The sequence below is a fragment of the Mucilaginibacter sp. genome, assembly GCF_039921305.1.
In the GTDB taxonomy this organism is placed as follows: Bacteria; Bacteroidota; Bacteroidia; order Sphingobacteriales; family Sphingobacteriaceae; genus Mucilaginibacter.
Genome location: NZ_JBDSCA010000081.1, coordinates 93,424 through 110,634, shown reverse-complemented (window position 1 = coordinate 110,634; position 17,211 = coordinate 93,424). Strand labels below are relative to the sequence as shown.

19 protein-coding genes are annotated in these 17,211 nt (G+C 41.6%); 11 read left to right on the top strand and 8 right to left on the bottom strand.

The genetic code is table 11. From position 1 onward, the window contains the following. Positions 1-30 precede the first annotated feature (30 nt). Positions 31-642 (bottom strand): hypothetical protein, encoded by a 612-nt coding sequence (locus tag ABIN91_RS23950; protein WP_348054200.1) that lies wholly within the window; start codon positions 640-642, stop codon positions 31-33. Between the two features lie 164 nt (positions 643-806). On the opposite strand from ABIN91_RS23950, the gene dnaK reads away from it, so the two are divergent. Then, the gene (gene dnaK / locus ABIN91_RS23945) at positions 807-2,708 is read left to right on the top strand and encodes a molecular chaperone DnaK (protein ID WP_348054198.1); all 1,902 of its coding nucleotides are present in this window, start codon (positions 807-809) and stop codon (positions 2,706-2,708) included. Between the two features lie 265 nt (positions 2,709-2,973). On the opposite strand, the gene ABIN91_RS23940 is transcribed toward dnaK, so the two are convergent. After that, entirely contained in the window at positions 2,974-3,633 is a 660-nt protein-coding gene (locus ABIN91_RS23940; RefSeq protein ID WP_348054196.1) for a carbonic anhydrase, read from the bottom strand. Positions 3,634-3,654: 21 nt separating this feature from the next. Then, a complete protein-coding gene (locus tag ABIN91_RS23935; protein ID WP_348054194.1) occupies positions 3,655-4,398 on the bottom strand; it encodes a YoaK family protein in 744 nt (247 codons plus the stop codon). A gap of 79 nt (positions 4,399-4,477) precedes the next feature. On the opposite strand from ABIN91_RS23935, the gene ABIN91_RS23930 reads away from it, so the two are divergent. The 6 genes from ABIN91_RS23930 (at position 4,478) to ABIN91_RS23905 (ending at position 9,769) form a co-directional block, all read left to right on the top strand. Beyond that, positions 4,478-6,019 (top strand): acyl-CoA carboxylase subunit beta, encoded by a 1,542-nt coding sequence (locus ABIN91_RS23930; RefSeq protein WP_348054192.1) that lies wholly within the window; start codon positions 4,478-4,480, stop codon positions 6,017-6,019. Positions 6,020-6,095: 76 nt separating this feature from the next. Next, entirely contained in the window at positions 6,096-6,518 is a 423-nt protein-coding gene (locus tag ABIN91_RS23925; RefSeq protein WP_348054190.1) for an endonuclease domain-containing protein, read from the top strand. A gap of 81 nt (positions 6,519-6,599) precedes the next feature. Then, positions 6,600-7,013: a GNAT family N-acetyltransferase gene (locus tag ABIN91_RS23920; protein ID WP_348054188.1), complete on the top strand. Its 414-nt coding sequence runs from the start codon at positions 6,600-6,602 to the stop codon at positions 7,011-7,013. 226 nt (positions 7,014-7,239) lie between these two features. Continuing rightward, entirely contained in the window at positions 7,240-8,379 is a 1,140-nt protein-coding gene (locus tag ABIN91_RS23915) for a M42 family metallopeptidase (protein ID WP_348054186.1), read from the top strand. Then, entirely contained in the window at positions 8,376-8,759 is a 384-nt protein-coding gene (locus ABIN91_RS23910; RefSeq protein WP_348054184.1) for a VOC family protein, read from the top strand. The genes ABIN91_RS23915 and ABIN91_RS23910 overlap by 4 nt, the downstream gene beginning before the upstream one ends. Positions 8,760-8,869: 110 nt before the next feature. After that, entirely contained in the window at positions 8,870-9,769 is a 900-nt protein-coding gene (locus ABIN91_RS23905) for a sugar phosphate nucleotidyltransferase (RefSeq protein WP_348054182.1), read from the top strand. Between the two features lie 62 nt (positions 9,770-9,831). On the opposite strand, the gene ABIN91_RS23900 is transcribed toward ABIN91_RS23905, so the two are convergent. Next, the gene (locus tag ABIN91_RS23900) at positions 9,832-10,122 is read right to left on the bottom strand and encodes a type II toxin-antitoxin system RelE/ParE family toxin (RefSeq protein WP_348054180.1); all 291 of its coding nucleotides are present in this window, start codon (positions 10,120-10,122) and stop codon (positions 9,832-9,834) included. Continuing rightward, positions 10,109-10,324, bottom strand: a complete 216-nt coding sequence (locus ABIN91_RS23895) for an addiction module protein (RefSeq protein ID WP_348054178.1) — start codon at positions 10,322-10,324, stop codon at positions 10,109-10,111. The genes ABIN91_RS23900 and ABIN91_RS23895 overlap by 14 nt, the downstream gene beginning before the upstream one ends. A gap of 94 nt (positions 10,325-10,418) precedes the next feature. On the opposite strand from ABIN91_RS23895, the gene ABIN91_RS23890 reads away from it, so the two are divergent. Continuing rightward, positions 10,419-12,734, top strand: a complete 2,316-nt coding sequence (locus tag ABIN91_RS23890; RefSeq protein ID WP_348054176.1) for a glycoside hydrolase family 31 protein — start codon at positions 10,419-10,421, stop codon at positions 12,732-12,734. A 342-nt stretch (positions 12,735-13,076) separates the two neighbouring features. Then, positions 13,077-13,748: a hypothetical protein gene (locus tag ABIN91_RS23885; RefSeq protein WP_348054175.1), complete on the top strand. Its 672-nt coding sequence runs from the start codon at positions 13,077-13,079 to the stop codon at positions 13,746-13,748. A gap of 57 nt (positions 13,749-13,805) precedes the next feature. On the opposite strand, the gene ABIN91_RS23880 is transcribed toward ABIN91_RS23885, so the two are convergent. From ABIN91_RS23880 to ABIN91_RS23870, 3 genes are all read right to left on the bottom strand, one after another. After that, positions 13,806-14,315: a hypothetical protein gene (locus ABIN91_RS23880; RefSeq protein ID WP_348054173.1), complete on the bottom strand. Its 510-nt coding sequence runs from the start codon at positions 14,313-14,315 to the stop codon at positions 13,806-13,808. A gap of 32 nt (positions 14,316-14,347) precedes the next feature. Next, positions 14,348-15,364 carry a Gfo/Idh/MocA family oxidoreductase gene (locus ABIN91_RS23875; RefSeq protein WP_348054171.1) on the bottom strand — a complete coding sequence of 339 codons (1,017 nt, stop codon included), beginning with the start codon at positions 15,362-15,364 and terminating at the stop codon, positions 14,348-14,350. 153 nt (positions 15,365-15,517) lie between these two features. Continuing rightward, complete coding sequence (locus ABIN91_RS23870; RefSeq protein WP_348054169.1) at positions 15,518-16,111, bottom strand: DUF4142 domain-containing protein; 594 nt, start codon at positions 16,109-16,111, stop codon at positions 15,518-15,520. Between the two features lie 152 nt (positions 16,112-16,263). Between ABIN91_RS23870 and gcvH the strand changes: the two genes are divergently transcribed. Further along, positions 16,264-16,644 carry a glycine cleavage system protein GcvH gene (gene gcvH, locus ABIN91_RS23865; protein ID WP_348054167.1) on the top strand — a complete coding sequence of 127 codons (381 nt, stop codon included), beginning with the start codon at positions 16,264-16,266 and terminating at the stop codon, positions 16,642-16,644. Between the two features lie 346 nt (positions 16,645-16,990). After that, entirely contained in the window at positions 16,991-17,206 is a 216-nt protein-coding gene (locus ABIN91_RS23860; RefSeq protein WP_348054287.1) for a FeoA family protein, read from the top strand. Positions 17,207-17,211 lie beyond the last annotated feature (5 nt).

Here is a 17,211-nt window from a genome sequence, read left to right as displayed (position 1 = left end):
CCCGCTCAATTTGAGCGGGGCTTTTTTTGTTTAGCTTATCCACTGGTTCAAATATTTATAAAAGCTCCACTTACCATTTATCTTCTTATATATTTCTATTCCTCCACTGGCACAAAGCATTCCGCAATTGTAGGTTCTGTTGATGAAAGCAATGTTTCCATCCTTTGTGAATATTGGAAGCGAAATGGTAGTGGCCGGAAGTTTTAGCTCCAGTTTTTGGAATAACATTTCAGTTCTTGAAGCCTGCGGTATTGGGCTAAGTGGTGTAGCATTCTTTAAATCGGTTTGTTTGGGATATTGACTAACTCTGGTTTTAATCTTCCAGCCGATATAACTTATAAGGTTAGTATCCAAATTTTCAATTTTATCGTTCTCCGATATTTGCTTTTTTAAAAACTGTTGATCAGTGGTGGGGATTTTACTGTAATCCCCATCAATGATTTGGAATGCGGCGAAGCGTTTATCGTCATACGCGAAATTATCAAAGCGTTCAAGCAGGTTAGATAAATCCTTAATTTTGTCGGGGCTATTGGCGATATACCAATTCAGGAAATCATATTGTTGCTTTTTTAAAGATGCCTTACCAAAACACAAAACTGTGCATAGTAGTATTAATCCCATTAATAGTATGACTCTTTTCATAACTTAAACTTACACAATTTTCTGCCAACCTGTCACCACTAAACTCACCATTCTGACGGGTTTTAGTTAATCTGATTATTATCTAACTGCCAAAGCTATATTGGCACAAGCATTGATAATATGGCTTTAGTAAAACAATTTTTCAATATAGTAAAATCAATCATATGTCTAAAATCATTGGAATCGACTTAGGAACAACAAACTCCTGCGTGTCTGTAATGGAGGGTAATGAGCCCGTAGTTATAGCAAACAGCGAGGGGAAACGTACAACGCCTTCGGTAGTTGCATTTGTTGACAACGGCGAGCGTAAAGTTGGCGATCCTGCTAAACGTCAGGCTATCACTAACCCAACAAAAACCATTTCTTCTATTAAACGCTTTATGGGTAACCAGTTTAACGAGGTTACTAAAGAAGCCGGACGCGTACCTTACAAAGTAGTTAAGGGCGATAACAACACACCACGTGTTGAAATTGACGATCGTAAATATACTCCGCAAGAGATCTCAGCGATGATCCTTCAGAAAATGAAGAAAACTGCTGAAGATTTTTTGGGTCAGGAAGTTACCGACGCGGTTATTACCGTTCCGGCTTACTTTAACGATGCGCAACGCCAGGCTACTAAAGAAGCCGGTGAAATTGCTGGTTTAAATGTACGTCGTATTATTAACGAGCCTACTGCTGCTGCCCTTGCTTACGGCCTGGACAAAGCACACAAAGACATGAAAATTGTTGTGTTTGACTGCGGTGGCGGTACGCATGACGTTTCGGTTTTGGAATTAGGTGATGGCGTGTTCGAAGTAAAAGCAACCGACGGTGATACGCACTTAGGTGGTGACGACTTTGACCAGGTAATTATCGACTTTTTAGCTGACGAATTTAAAAATGACGAAGGTTTCGATTTACGTCGCGACCCAATGTCGTTACAACGTTTAAAAGAAGCTGCTGAAAAAGCTAAGGTTGAGTTATCAAGCACTACAACTACCGAAATCAACCTGCCATACATTACCGCTGTTGATGGTATGCCTAAGCACTTGGTTAAAACTTTAACCCGTGCTAAATTTGAGCAATTAGCTGATAGCCTGATCAAACGTACAATTGAGCCTTGCCAAAAAGCATTGAAAAATGCAGGTTTATCAGTATCTGATATCGACGAGATCATCTTAGTTGGTGGTTCAACCCGTATTCCTGCTATTCAGGATGCTGTTCAAAAATTCTTTGGTAAATCACCGTCAAAAGGTGTTAACCCTGATGAGGTTGTAGCTATTGGTGCTGCTATTCAAGGTGGTGTATTATCTGGTGATGTTAAGGATGTGTTGTTGTTAGATGTTACCCCTTTATCATTAGGTATCGAAACTATGGGTGGCGTAATGACTCGTTTGATCGAATCAAACACAACTATTCCATCTAAAAAATCAGAAACATTCTCTACCGCGTCTGACAGCCAGCCATCTGTAGAGATCCATATTTTGCAAGGCGAGCGCCCTATGGCAGCTCAAAACCGCACAATTGGTAGGTTCCACTTAGATGGTATTCCACCAGCACCGCGCGGTGTGCCTCAAATTGAAGTAACTTTTGATATTGACGCTAACGGTATATTACACGTAGGTGCAAAAGATAAAGCTACCGGTAAAGAGCAAAAGATCCGTATCGAAGCTTCTTCGGGCTTAACTGACGAAGAGATCAAAAAGATGAAAGATGAAGCTGAAGCTAATGCTGACTCTGACAAAAAGGCAAAAGAAGAAGTTGAAAAACTGAACGGTGCCGATGCTTTGATCTTCTCGACAGAAAAACAACTGAAAGAGTACGGTGATAAGATCCCTGCCGACAAGAAAGCGCCTATAGAAAGCGGTTTAGAAAAATTGAAAGCTGCTTATGCTGCTAAAGATTTAGCTACTATCGATTCTGTACAAGCTGAATTGCAAAACGCATGGAATGCTGCATCAGAAGATATGTACAAAACTGCTGATGGCGGACAAGCGCAACCAGGTGCAGAACAACAAGGTGGTGCCCCAGAAGGTGCAGCCGGTGATGCTGTAACCGATGTTGACTTTGAAGAAGTGAAATAATTTATTTCAAGCTATAAATTAAAAGGCTCCCGATTTTTCGGGAGCCTTTTTTTGTTAATGAGGGCTATTTTTTGTATATTGTAGGAAGGAGAAGCAAGAGGTAAGACTCAGGAATAAGATTTGAAAAAATACCTACTTTATCCCCCCCCCAAAAAAAAAGAAATAAAGAGCGTTTAAAACATACATAAATACCCCTGTCTGCCGACAGGCAGGCATAATTAGTAATTAAAGTTATCCGGGTTATTACAGATCCCTGTATATAAACCTATTTAAACTTGAATACTTCATCCATATTCTGGTTGCTGTTGAAGCTTACTTTCAAATCTTTAATAAAGCCCGTGCTTAAGGTATAAACCCAGCCATGTACGCTTAAATCCTTGCCGTTTTTCCAGGCATTTTGTACTATAGATGTTGCGGTTAAATTGTTTACGTTTTCCATTACGTTTAGTTCAACTAAGCGGTCAACCTTTTGCTTTTGGTCGGTAATGGCATCCAGTTCGGCAGCGTGCAGGCGGTACACGTCTTTAATGTGACGCAGCCAATTATCAACCAGCCCGTTTTGTTCGTGACCGGAGGCGGCTATTACGCCACCACAGCCATAATGGCCGCAAACTATAACATGTTTAACCCCAAGAACATTCACGGCATAATCCAAAACAGAGAGCATATTCATATCTGAGTGAACCACCATATTGGCAATGTTACGGTGAACAAATATCTCGCCCGGTTTGGTATTGGTGATCTGATTGGCAGGTACGCGGCTATCGGCACAACCAATCCATAAAATAGGGGGTTTTTGTCCGTTTGATAACTGGGTAAAGTATTCCGGATCGATCTTTAAAGTATTGGCTACAAACTGTTTGTTACCTTCTAAAAGGCCTTCGTAAGTAATATGGCTTGTATCGTGAATTTTAGCTGCACACATGTATTAAGTAATTTAAGATGATTATTTAGTATCGGTACCGGCGGCAAATTTACGCCTCAATTTGTTAAAAACAACACCCCGGATATCATAATATAGAATGGTAAGCAATATAATAGGGATAAAATAAAACACCTTGAAGTTGTAAAGCTCAAAAAAGAAGCCTCCGGCAACGGCACCAATAAAATAGAAGCCCAACACGGTGAACCTTACATAGAGCCGGTTGCGCACCAATTCGGTTTTGGCCGTGTGCGGATGGATCCATTCGGCAACATCCGCGCCAACATCGGTAAATAAGCCAGTTAAGTGCGATGATTTGATCAAACCACCGGATATAGTTGATACAAGGCTGTTTTGTAAGCCCATTGAAAACAAAATGGCCCCGATGATGATCTCGCGCTCCAAATCATTGCCATCAAAAAAGTGGTTACCGTATATCGCGACAAGCAGCAGAATAACCATCTCGGTTAAAATGGGTAAGGCATGCGCTTTGTAAGTGCTTTCGCGATCAAACGATCGTACCAAAAAATGCGATACAAAGGCTCCCATAAAAAACATGAGTAACCAAACACCTACGGTAATGATCTCGCCAACATCCTGCGCGCTTACTTTGCGGGCTAACAAGGCTACGTGACCGGTTATATTGGTAGTGAAAGCTAAAAAGGCGATTACCCCGGCTACATTAACAATACCGGCAACCAACGCGGTTGATGATGCCAGCATAAGGTTAGCTTTAAGTGTACGTTCATCTTTACCTTGTATCAGCATGTTGTCAAAAATAGTAAGATTAAATAGTAATAAAGATAATTCATATTTTTAACCACTACAATTATAAAAATCAAGAGAAGTGGATAAAAAACTGGATACCCTACGTAAGAAGAAAGAGCAGGCACTGTTAGGCGGAGGACAGGCACGAATAGATAGTCAGCATAAAAAAGGAAAGTTAACGGCGCGTGAGCGTATACACTTTTTGCTGGACGAGGGTTCTTTTGAAGAGATAGGTATGCTGGTATCGCACCGCTCCACCGATTTTGGGATGGAGAAAGAGAAGTACCCGGGCGATGGTGTAGTTACTGGTTATGGTACAGTGAATGGCCGATTGGTTTATGTATTCTCTCAGGATTTTACGGTATTTGGTGGTTCACTATCAGAAACACATGCCGAAAAGATCTGTAAGGTAATGGACCTGGCCATGAAGAATGGCGCTCCCTTTATCGGATTGAATGATTCTGGCGGTGCCCGTATTCAAGAAGGTGTAGTTTCGCTGGGCGGATACGCGGATATATTTTATCGCAATACCATGGCTTCGGGCGTTATTCCACAGTTGTCGGCTATAATGGGTCCATGCGCAGGTGGCGCAGTTTACTCGCCTGCCATTACCGACTTCATTTTGATGGTAGAAAATACATCGTACATGTTTGTTACCGGGCCAAATGTGGTAAAAACGGTAACACATGAGATCGTAACATCAGAAGAATTAGGCGGCGCGAATACTCACGCCACCAAATCGGGTGTTACGCATTTCGCCTGTGCAAATGAGATTGAAGCCATCAATCATGTTAAAAAACTATTGAGCTATATGCCCCAAAACTGTGAGGGAACGGCTCCGGCTTTACCTTATGAAGCAAGCGATGAAACCAGACCTAACCTAACCACCATACTCCCAGAAAACATTTCGCAGCCTTATGATATGCGTGAGGTGATTGACGAGGTAATTGACGAGGGTTCGTTTTTAGAGGTACATAAAGATTTTGCCGAAAATATAGTAGTCGGCTTTGCGCGATTAGCAGGTCGCAGTATTGGCATTGTAGCCAATCAACCTGCATTTTTGGCCGGCGTATTGGATATTAACTCGTCAACCAAAGGCGCCAGGTTTATCCGCTTTTGCGATTGCTTTAATATCCCACTGTTGGTGTTTGAAGATGTTCCGGGATTTTTACCAGGCACCGACCAGGAATGGAAAGGCATCATCACCAACGGAGCCAAACTGCTTTACGCCTTTTGCGAAGCTACCGTACCCCGCATCACGGTAATTACCCGCAAAGCCTACGGAGGCGCTTACGATGTAATGAACTCCAAACACATTGGCGCCGATATGAACTTTGCCTGGCCAAGTGCCGAAATTGCCGTAATGGGTGCCAAAGGCGCTGCCGAGATCATTTTTAAACGCGAGATCAGCAGTTCGCCAGACCCGGAAGCCAAATGGAAAGAAATGGAGCAGCAGTATGCTGATATCTTCGCCAACCCATACCGTGCCGCCGAGCGTGGTTTTATTGATGAGGTAATTGAACCTGCCGAAACCCGCAGTAAACTCATTAAGGCTTTTAAAATGCTGGAGAATAAGGTGGTTAATTTACCGCGGAAGAAGCATGGGAATATGCCGTTGTAAAAATAAAAAAAGCGGCGGCAATGTGCGATTCCCTCCCAACGGGAGGGTGTAGGGAGGGGTTTCTGCGATATACAAAATGGCAAAAATCATCTCATACAATCCAAAGTTAAAACAGCTTGCAAGGAAGCTTCGTAAGGATATGACTCCGGGAGAAGTATTGCTTTGGAACGAATTAAAACTTGATAAATTCTGGGGATTTGATTTCGATCGGCAACGCTGTATTAATAATTACATAGTCGATTTTTATTGTAAAGAATTAAAGTTAGCTATTGAGATTGATGGAATGTCGCACAATGGTGAGGAAGCAGTATTAAAGGATCAGCAAAGACAAGACAAATTAGAAAGTTTGGGGATTAGATTTATACGTTTTACGGAATCGGAGGTTAAACAGGATATGCGTAATGTATTGAGAGTTTTGGAGAGTGTGATTATATCTATTGTTAAAGAAAATCCATCAATTAAACTCCCTTTAGCTTTCGATAGAAATTTATTACAATAGTTCAATAAACCCCTCCCTCCACCCTCCCGTTGGGAGGGAATCGCACATTGCCGCCGCTTTTAAAAATATGTTTTAGATACCATGAGCATCCACATTGAACAAATAACACCCGAATTAACCTGGCGCTTGCGGCACGAGGTTTTGTATCCGGAAATACCCATCTATAAAATGTGGATGGATGAGGATGACGATGGTTACCATTTCGGTGCTTTTACCGAGAATCAATTGGTGGGTGTGGTGTCGCTGTTTAGTAAAGGACTGGATTATCAGTTCCGCAAATTCGCAATTCACCCATCGGGGCAGGGGCAGGGTGTTGGAAAGGCTTTGTTGGATTATGTGATAGCCTTTGCCAAAGCCGAGGGTGCCGAACGCTTATGGTGCAATGCACGTGTACCTGCTGTTGGCTTTTATTTAAAAGCGGGATTTAAGCAAACTGGTGAACTGTTTTCAAGAGGCGGGCATGATTATGAGATCATGGACCTATCCCTAAAATAAACAGTCGGCGCTACTCACACGCCGACTGCCTCTCTCAATTAACAACTGAATTATGAATCAAAACTCTCTGGTACAAAGTAAGCGTGGCTGTATGAAGTAAATGTTAAAACATTAATAAATCACATAGCATATTTATAGTTTCGCATAACATTAAAACCTATGGCTTTGTAACATGGTTTACTATATTTGCCTTTAGTGCCTCAGGGCTTGTACAATACATATTATTATGGCTAAAAAGAAATCCGACGAAAAAGAACATATCCGTGTTGTTACCGATAAATCAGTACAGTTTTTAGAGAAATATATCAATAATGCTTCGCCTACCGGCTTTGAATGGCAGGGCCAAAAATTATGGCTCGATTATATTAAGCCATATATTGATGAAACTTACGTTGATAATTATGGTACCGCCGTTGGTATCATTAACCCCAAAGCGCCATACCGCGTAGTTATCGAGGCTCATGCCGATGAAATTTCGTGGTTTGTAAACTATATCACCAGCGATGGTTTGATCTACGTGATCCGCAATGGCGGATCAGATCACCAGATAGCCCCTTCAAAACGCGTAAATATCCATACTACCAAAGGTGTTGTTAAGGCCATTTTCGGCTGGCCGGCTATCCACACCCGCAGCGGCGAGAAGGAAGAAGCCCCTACCTTGAAGAACATCTTTTTAGATTGCGGCGCCACCAGTAAAGCCGAAGTTGAGGCCTTAGGCATCCACGTAGGTTGCGTAATTACTTACGAGGATGAGTTTATGATATTGAACGACCGTTACTATGTTGGCCGTGCTTTAGACAATCGTGTTGGTGGTTTTATGATTGCCGAGGTTGCCCGTTTATTAAAAGAGAACAAAAAGAAACTCGATTTTGGCTTATATATCGTAAATGCCGTTCAGGAAGAGATTGGCTTGCGCGGAGCAGAGATGATTGCCGACTACATCAAACCAAACGTTGCTATCATTACCGATGTTACGCACGATACTCAAACGCCGATGATCAACAAGATAACCCAGGGTGATCTGGCTTGTGGCCGTGGCCCGGTAGTATCTTACGCTCCTGCTATCCAAAACAACTTGAATAAGCTATTGATAGAAACTGCCGAAACCAAAGCTATCCCATTCCAGCGCCAGGCATCATCCCGCTCAACCGGAACTGATACCGACGCGTTTGCTTATTCAAATGGTGGTGTGCCGTCGGTGTTGATATCACTGCCTTTACGTTACATGCACACTACGGTGGAGATGATCCATAAAGAGGATGTTGACAATGTGATCAGTCTGATTTACGAAACCTTACTGGCTCTTAAAACCGGTCAGGATTTTAGATATAGCAACTTACCCGAAGCAACCAAAAAGAAGAAATGAAAAAAGTAACCGGAATTGGCGGCATATTCTTTAAAGCTAAAGATGCCGATAACATGCGTAAATGGTACGAAACACACCTTGGTATTAAAAACGAGGCTTACGGAACCAAATTTGACTGGCGCGATGCCGAAGATGCCGACAAAAAGGGGTATACCCTTTGGGCTCCGTTTAAAGCCGAAACCAAATACTTTGAGCCATCAGAAAAAGAATTTATGATCAACTTTAGGGTTGAAAACATGGATGAGCTGGTTAAACAGCTCCAGGCAGAAGGAATAACCTTACTTGGCGAAGTTCAAACTTATGAGTATGGCAAATTTGCCCACATTATGGACCCGGAAGGTAATAAGATAGAGCTTTTTGAGGCTTTTGACGAAGAATAAGGTAAATTCCAGGTGATATTCAATCTGTTGTAGTTTATCCGAATATTATCAATCCTTTAAATCTTAAAATACATATAACCAGAAAATAAAATATAAGTACTTTAGCAAATATGAAACCTACATTATTAATATTGGCCGCGGGTATGGCCAGCCGCTATGGCAGCATGAAACAAGTTGATGGCTTTGGCCCTAACGGCGAAACCATTATTGATTACTCTATTTATGATGCCATTAAGGCTGGTTTTGGTAAAGTAACCTTCATCATCCGCGAAGAGTTTTTGGATAGCTTTAAAGCGATCTTCGAGCCAAAATTGGCTGGCAAAATAAAAACGGATTACGTTTTTCAGAATTTTGATCTGAAACAATACGGCATTGATAAAACTGTGGAACGTGCTAAACCATGGGGTACCGCTCATGCTGTATTAGCTGCACGCAATGCTGTCAAAGAACCTTTTTGCGTAATTAACGCTGACGATTTTTACGGTTTTGACGCCTTCGAAAAAATGGCCAAATTTTTAACTACCGAAGTTGCCGATGATAAATACTCATTGATAGGTTACCAGATAGATAGAACCTTATCTGATTACGGATCAGTATCGCGCGGTGTATGTAAGGTTGAAGATGGTAACATGGTTGAGATTAACGAGCGTACCGAAGTTTACTTTGTTGATGGCGGTAAAGTAGCGTACAAAGATGCTAGCGGCGAGCATTCGTTACCAAACGATACCCGTGTATCTATGAATTTCTGGGGCTTTACCCCGGCTGTTTTTGAGCAAAGTTTAGATATGTTCAAACGTTTTGTTGACGCTAACGAAGGTAACCCAAAAGCTGAATTCTTTATCCCGCTTGTTGCTGATGAACTGATCAAAACCGGCGTAGCATCGTTTAAAGTGGTACCTACCGCTGCTAAATGGTTTGGCGTTACCTATAAAGAAGACAAACCAATTGTTCAGGAAAGCATTTCTAAACTGGTAGAAAACGGAACTTATCCCGCTAATTTGTGGGCATAAGTTTTCGCTGAAAATACATTGCAGATCCCGCCTTGAGCGGGGTTTGTTGTTTAAAGGTGTTTCTAAAACCTGATAGGATTTTGGCTGGTATGAAAGATAGCGTTAACATAAACGATTTTATCAACTTCATCTATTTTATAAGCGATGGTATATGGAAATACTTGCAGTGTCGCAAATCTAAACTTTTCTGAAAATCGCACATTAAATTGCAAAGGATTTTTTCTTAATAAAGCTAGGTAGTAATCAACCTCTTTTAGAAAACGTTTAGCTAAACCTTTTTGCTGTTCTTCATACCATTCACAACCGTTAGCAATTTCTATTTCAGCCTCGTGGAGAAGCTTAACGGTATACACTCTCCAATTCTTTTTTTATTTCTTCCCAATTTCGGGCTGTCGTTTTGCCTTCAGCAAAACTCTTATCACGCCTAAGTATTTCCTTTTGCTGTTCTGTAGTTATTTCGATATCATTGGTTTGATATTCATATTTCAAACTCTCCAAAAAAGCTAACAAAACTTTTTCTTCTTGTTCATTATGTGGATTTACTACAATCGTCATACTCAAATTTACAAAAATAATTTCTCACTTTATAAAACAACTCTTTATCTCATCTTAATCTAAACCTTTAAATCACTTTTGCTGTTGCATTACTATGCAGACAGAATTTTTAGGCGATATCCAAAGCATTGAAAAACAGAACGGCAAGCTTGTTATCAAAACAGCCCCTGCCGAAGCGCATATTTACATTTACAGCCCAACCATCATCAGGGTTAATATTACAAAAAATGCGTCTGCCGTAGACCATTCCTTCGCGGTAATACAACAGCCTGCCGATAACTTTGAATATCGGGAACTGAGCGACAGGATTGAGGTTAGCACAGCAGCCTTAAAACTAATCATCAGTAAATCGCCTTTACGCTTTAGCCTTTATACTGCTGAAGGCAAACTATTGAGTGCCGATGAAAAACGCTTCGGCACTACATGGCGCGGAAGCCAGGTGATCAGCTATCGTAAATTATTCCCCGATGAACGCTTTATTGGCCTGGGCGAAAAGGTTGGGAATCTGGATCGCCGTGGTTCGTCCTACACAAACTGGAATACCGATGCCGCCGAACATGGCATCGATACCGATCCCTTGTATAAAACCTTCCCCTTTTACATCGGCATCCATAGCGGCTTGATGTATGGCTTGTTTATGGATAATACCCATAAAAGCTATTTCGATTTTGGCGCTACCACCGATAACGAGATGAGCTGGTTTGGTGCCGATGGCGGTGATATGAACTACTATCTGTTCGGCGCGCAAAGCATTGCTGAGATATTAGAAGATTATACCTGGCTAACCGGCCGGATGGAAATGCCTCCTCTATGGAGCCTGGGTTACCAGCAATGCCGGTGGAGCTATATGCGCGCCGATGAAGTGCTGGATATAGCCCAAACCTTCCGCGATAAAAAGATACCCGCCGATGTAATGTATTGCGATATTGACTATATGGATGGATATAAAATATTCACCTGGGATCCAAAAACCTTCCCAAAACCTAAGCGAATGATAGATAAGCTCAAGGCTATGGACTTCCATCTGGTAACTATTGTCGATCCCGGTATCAAAATAGAAAAAGGCTACAAGCAATACGATGAGGGTATTAAGAAAAATTACTTTGCTACCTACCCTAATGGCGATAATTTCATTGGCGAGGTTTGGCCGGGCCGTTGCCATTTCCCTGATTTCTTTCGCCAGGATGTGCGGGAATGGTGGGGAACTGCATTTAAAGCCCTTACAAACCCCGGCGTGGAGGGCTTTTGGAACGATATGAACGAACCCGCCGCATGGGGCCAAAATATACCGTCGCTGATGCAATTTGGCGATATTCCTATGCCCGAAGTGCGTAACGCCTACGGCATGCAAATGGCACGGGCTACTTACGATGGCGCTAAAAAGATACTAAAAGGCAAACGCCCATTTGTGCTGACACGCGCGGCCTATTGCGGCACACAACGTTATTCATCTGTTTGGACGGGTGATAACTCTGCCTATGATGCTCATATGCTTTTAGGTCAGCGATTGGTCAACAGCCTGGGCTTAACCGGCATGGCATTCACTGGTGTAGACATCGGCGGCTTTAGCGGCGACCCCACACCCGAATTGATGGTGCGCTGGAACTCATTAGGAGCCTACACACCCATGTTTCGCAACCATGCCCGTATTGATACCCCACACCGCGAACCCTGGCGCTGGGGAGCTAAAAACGAGGCTATTATTAAGAAGGATATTGAGCATCGGTATCAATTGCTTCCTTACATTTATTCGGGGTTTTATACGGCCAGTCAAACCGGTTTGCCTTTGAGCCGTACCCTGGCTATTGATTATACCTTTGACGATAATGTATATAAAACCAAATACCAAAACCAATTCCTTTTCGGCGATTCTATTTTAGTGGCGCCTGTGATCAGCACCGAAACAAAGGCCGATGTGTATTTGCCCAAAGGGGAATGGTATCGCTTAAGCAGCGATAAGCAGTTTGATGGTGAACAGGTGGTAAACGTACCCGCTCCCTTAACCGATCTGCCGGTTTTCATCAAAGCATCTGCCATTATACCTATGCAGTCCATCATTCAAAGTACCGCCGAAGCAGGAGATGGTATCCTCCAACTCCATATCTGGAACGGTACCCAAGCCAACGGGTTTATATATTATGAAGATGATGGCTCAACCTATGATTATCAAAACGGGCAATACTACAAACGCGCTATCCGCTTTTACCCCGCTCAAAAGCTCATCAATTTAGATATCCCGGAAGGAACATTCAATTCCAAATTCACCCAACTTAACCTCATGCTGCACGGCTTTGATAATGTAAACTCGCTAACCATAAACAACACCGAAGTAAAGCTCAATACCCGTTCAGCCAAAACAAGCTCATTTGTGTTTAACAATATTAAGGACGAGATCAACATCCGATATTAAAACTTCTCGCGGAAGGGGGGGATAAAGTAGGTTTAAATTCACCTATAAAATTCGATCATCTTTTTTTGATCTTATTCAACCCCTCAGTCATTCAATCCCTGTCTGCCGACAGGCAGGCTTCAAACATTAAAGGGGGGATATTGTAAGATATTTTCGATAGAGAAACCTATTCGATCAATCATTTCTTTTATTATTATCTCAAACACTAATATACAAAATTTGGCCTTCACAACCAATATTTTTTCAAAGGTTGTAACGTTTATTCTGGTATTTTCGTCATTAATATTAAAGTCGTATAATTTTATTATTTTTGACCTATATATCTAAACATCAACCTTATTCATGAAAAAATATTTATTGCTTCTGCTTTCTTTAATAGTGATACTAAACAGCTGTACAAAGCTTGAGGGCACAGTGATTAACGGTGCCAATAGTGGTGCCTCGGCTACATATCAACCACTTACCGCCGGCTCAACCTGGAAATACCGTACAGACTACACCGCGTCCGTTGGTTATACACTTCTTGATACCAGTGTGATCACCATGTCGGCAAAAACATCAACTATTAACAGCAGGCTTTATACACAGGCTTACGAAACCCGTTCGGGATTTGGCATAGCTGATACAGGTTATTACTACACAAGTAACCATGGGTATAGCATTATGCAAACCATACCCGCCGGAACGTCGTCTTACACATTAGAGTTATTATACCTGAAAGATAATGTAGCTGTAGGTACAACCTGGACGTCCAGCCTCAACTATCCAAGTATGGGCACGGTTACGCTTAATGGTAAGATCACCGAAAAAAACATATCGAAAACCGTTTTAGGCAAAACATATACTAAGGTTATTCATAGTACATTAAACTTGCAAATGACAATATTTGGTGCCCCATACCCAATTACGTACGAAATATATGTGGCCCAGGGCATAGGTATCATCCACATCGATCTGATACAACCAGGCACCCCACCTGTTCAGCAAGATCTGGTTTCATACACCATCAAATAATAGAAAAGACCTTCCGGATTTTGGAAGGTCTTTTTTTTATTAGTCGTATTTATCAATCTACACTTTTTTCAGCGTAGCAATAATATCTTCAAGTTTGGGTACTTTGTCAAACACCTTAACCAATTGTCCGGTTTTTGAATAGATGGCTATGTATGGCGTTGTACTCACATTATAAACATGGCCTAAAGTCATGGCGTTACCTTCGGTGCCTACAGTAATGTTAGGATATTTCACCAGGCCAAAATCTCTGTAAAATACCTGGATCGCTTTTAACTGCGCCCAGGTTGCCATAACTATCTGCACATGTTTTAGGGTATTTGCATGCACCTTAGCTTCTTTTGCAAATTCATCCTGAAACTCATAGGTAAGCTTTTGGCAATGTGTGCAATCCGGCGAAAAATAGATGATCATCGTAGGTTTACCTTTTTTAAGGTTGTCCTGGGTAATATAGGTGCTATCCTGACTTAGCAAACGGTAATGCGGAATGCCCGCCGGTACGTCTGTTTTTTGTGCCTTTATATTGTTAATGCCAAATAGTAATAAGATGATGCAAAGCGTTGTTTTCATGGGTATTGATAAGCTGATGCAATATTAACGGTTTATGCCTCTAATAATTCCATTTGTGTTAAAATATTTTCTTCGGTAATAGGGTAGGGTACGCTGTTGCGGATGCTTTGATAAACGGCTTCAAATAAACCCATATAATTACCTTTAACCGATGGTATGGTTTTCACGTTTTTGCTTCCATCCTCGTTAATGGTAGTAAGCTTACCTTCTGTGCCCGCGTCTTCTAAACCATACCGCGCATCAGTAGGCAGCATGTTTTGGTCCAGTTGAAATTCCTGTACATCAACCCTGTCTTTAATATAAGTGCCCTTGCTGCCATGCAACACAAATGCCGGAACAGGTTGCGCGGTTAACAAATTAGAAGCCGCCATCACATTCAGGTCGCCGGGATAGGATAGCTGGAAAAAGAAATAATCGTCCACCTGCGAACCTTCCCTATGCGCCGCCTTAACTTTGTTAAACTTTGTTGGCTTACCAAATAAACTGATCAACTGATCTAACAAATGCGGCCCCAGATCATAAACCAAGCCATTGGCACCTGCACCACCGGTCTCCTTAAAAGCTTTCGGGCTCAATACCGGTTTATACCGGTCAAACCTGAAAGTAACCTCGATCAGTTTACCCAACTCACCACTTTCAATAACTTGTTTTATCGATAAGAAATCACTATCCCACCTCCGGTTCTGATAAATAAATACCTGTTTGTTTTGTGCCCGGCCCAAATCAAATAAAGCCTTGGTTTCGGCAACGGTATCTGCCGCGGGCTTTTCTATCAATACATGCTTGCCGGCTTTTAAAGCCAATGTAGCTAAATCATGATGGGTATTATTGGGTGTGTTCACCACGATAAGTTCTATCTCATCATCGGCCAAAAGCTCATCAATACTATTATAACTGATGATATCCGGGTAACGTTCTGCCGCTATTTTTTTACTGCGCTCGGTTATCGCTTTTAATTCAAAACCTGGGTGCGCATGTAAAAACGGTGCATGAAATATTCTGCCCGACATGCCGTAGCTCATAATGCCTGTTACTATTGGTGCTGCCATGCACAAGTATAATAAGAATAGCCCTTAAAATAAAAGGCTGAAAAAATTATGGAATTCAAACCACTTTGCATCTGTTGTTTGATCACACCCATCTATACCAAACAAAAAAGGGATAAAGCCAAAGCTCTATCCCTTTTAAATCAGTACATATAATTATTTCTTTTTCATGGTACTATCTATCTTGCTGATCGAGGCCAAATGCATTTTTAAAACAGGTAATGTTTTAACGGCAAAAGCTTTCAGGTCGGGGTCTTTTAGTTTTTGGGTTGCTTTATCAAATTCCTTTACATCCTCTTTATGGTCGTCAACCATTAATTTTACGTAAGCCTTGTCAAAATCTGGTCCGGCTTTTTTATCCAGGTCATCAAAGTTTTTTTGCATGTCTTTATCTAATACAGTTGGCAAAGCAATGTTTTTGCTTTTGGCCAGCGTCATCAATTCATCATTAGCCTGGCTGTGGTCTTTTACCATCATGCCGGCAAAATCTTTAACAGGTGTGCTACCTTTATCTTGTGCCAGTTTCCCTAACATCACTTCGGCCATTCCGCCGGCAGCGGCTTTAACGGCAAATTTGGCATCGTCCTGCTCAACAGTAACAGGCATAGCCATTTTTGATGTGTCGGTTTTGCTTGGGTCGGCAGCTTTGTTTAAACTATCGGCAGTAGCCTTGCTATCTTTATTACTATGGCAAGCCTGGAATGTAAATGCCGTTACCGCGGCAATAAATGCAATGCTTAATTTTTTCATGGTAGTGTTTTGATGTTAATTAACTTTCTTTTTAAACAACAAAATTTACGTATGGTTTGTACAAACGTTTCTGCCCATCATCTTTTAATATGCATGGCTATATTGCCGATACTTAAAGTTTTATTATTTTTGGACACACAAAAACAAGCGACATGAATTTTCCAGCAGAACTTAAATATACCAAAGACCACGAGTGGGTTAGCATAGATGGCGATACAGCTACCATAGGCATTACTGCCTTTGCGCAAGGCGAACTTGGCGATATTGTTTATGTAGACATTAATACCGTTGGCCAAACAGTTAACATTGAAGATGTATTTGGTACAGTTGAAGCTGTAAAAACAGTATCGGATTTGTTTATGCCCGTTACCGGAAAGGTATTAGAAATTAACCCTGCCTTAGATAGCCAGCCCGAATTGGTTAACTCCGACCCATACGGCGATGGCTGGATGGTTAAAATAACCATAGCCGATGCCTCGCAATTAGATGGCTTGCTTACTGCCGAGGCTTACCAGAGCTTAATAGGTGTTTAAAATATAAAAAGTCCGGTTCAACACAATTTGAACCGGACTTTTTAGTTAAATAAGCTGTATCATGAAAAGATCATACCTCGTATATCTCACTTTCGCCATGTTTATGGTTAGCCTAAGCTCATGCAGTCTTTTCCGCAAAAAATGCGACTGCCCTAAGTGGATCAGGTCCACGCCATCTACTATCAGGAAGTAAAAAGTTCCTCCCATTTTGTAAAAACAAATTATTACACTGCTTGTCATTATCCTGCGTTAAACAGGCTTTTGTAAAAACTTTGTAGCGTTGGTTTCTTATTTGGATTTAATATAAATAACATCTACATTTGCTGGTAGAGAATTACACATGAGCATCAAACTTTCACAATTAAAGGTAGGCGAAAAGGGAACAGTAAAAGAATTTACTGACCTCGAAATGTCGGTTAAATTAATGGAAATGGGTTGTTTACCCGGCGAAGAGATCCGTGTTCAGCGTATAGCTCCTTTGGGCGATCCTATCGCCATCAATGTAGCTGGTTACCAGTTGAGCCTGCGCAAACGCGAGGCGGCAACTATCATTATGCAATAGTTTTT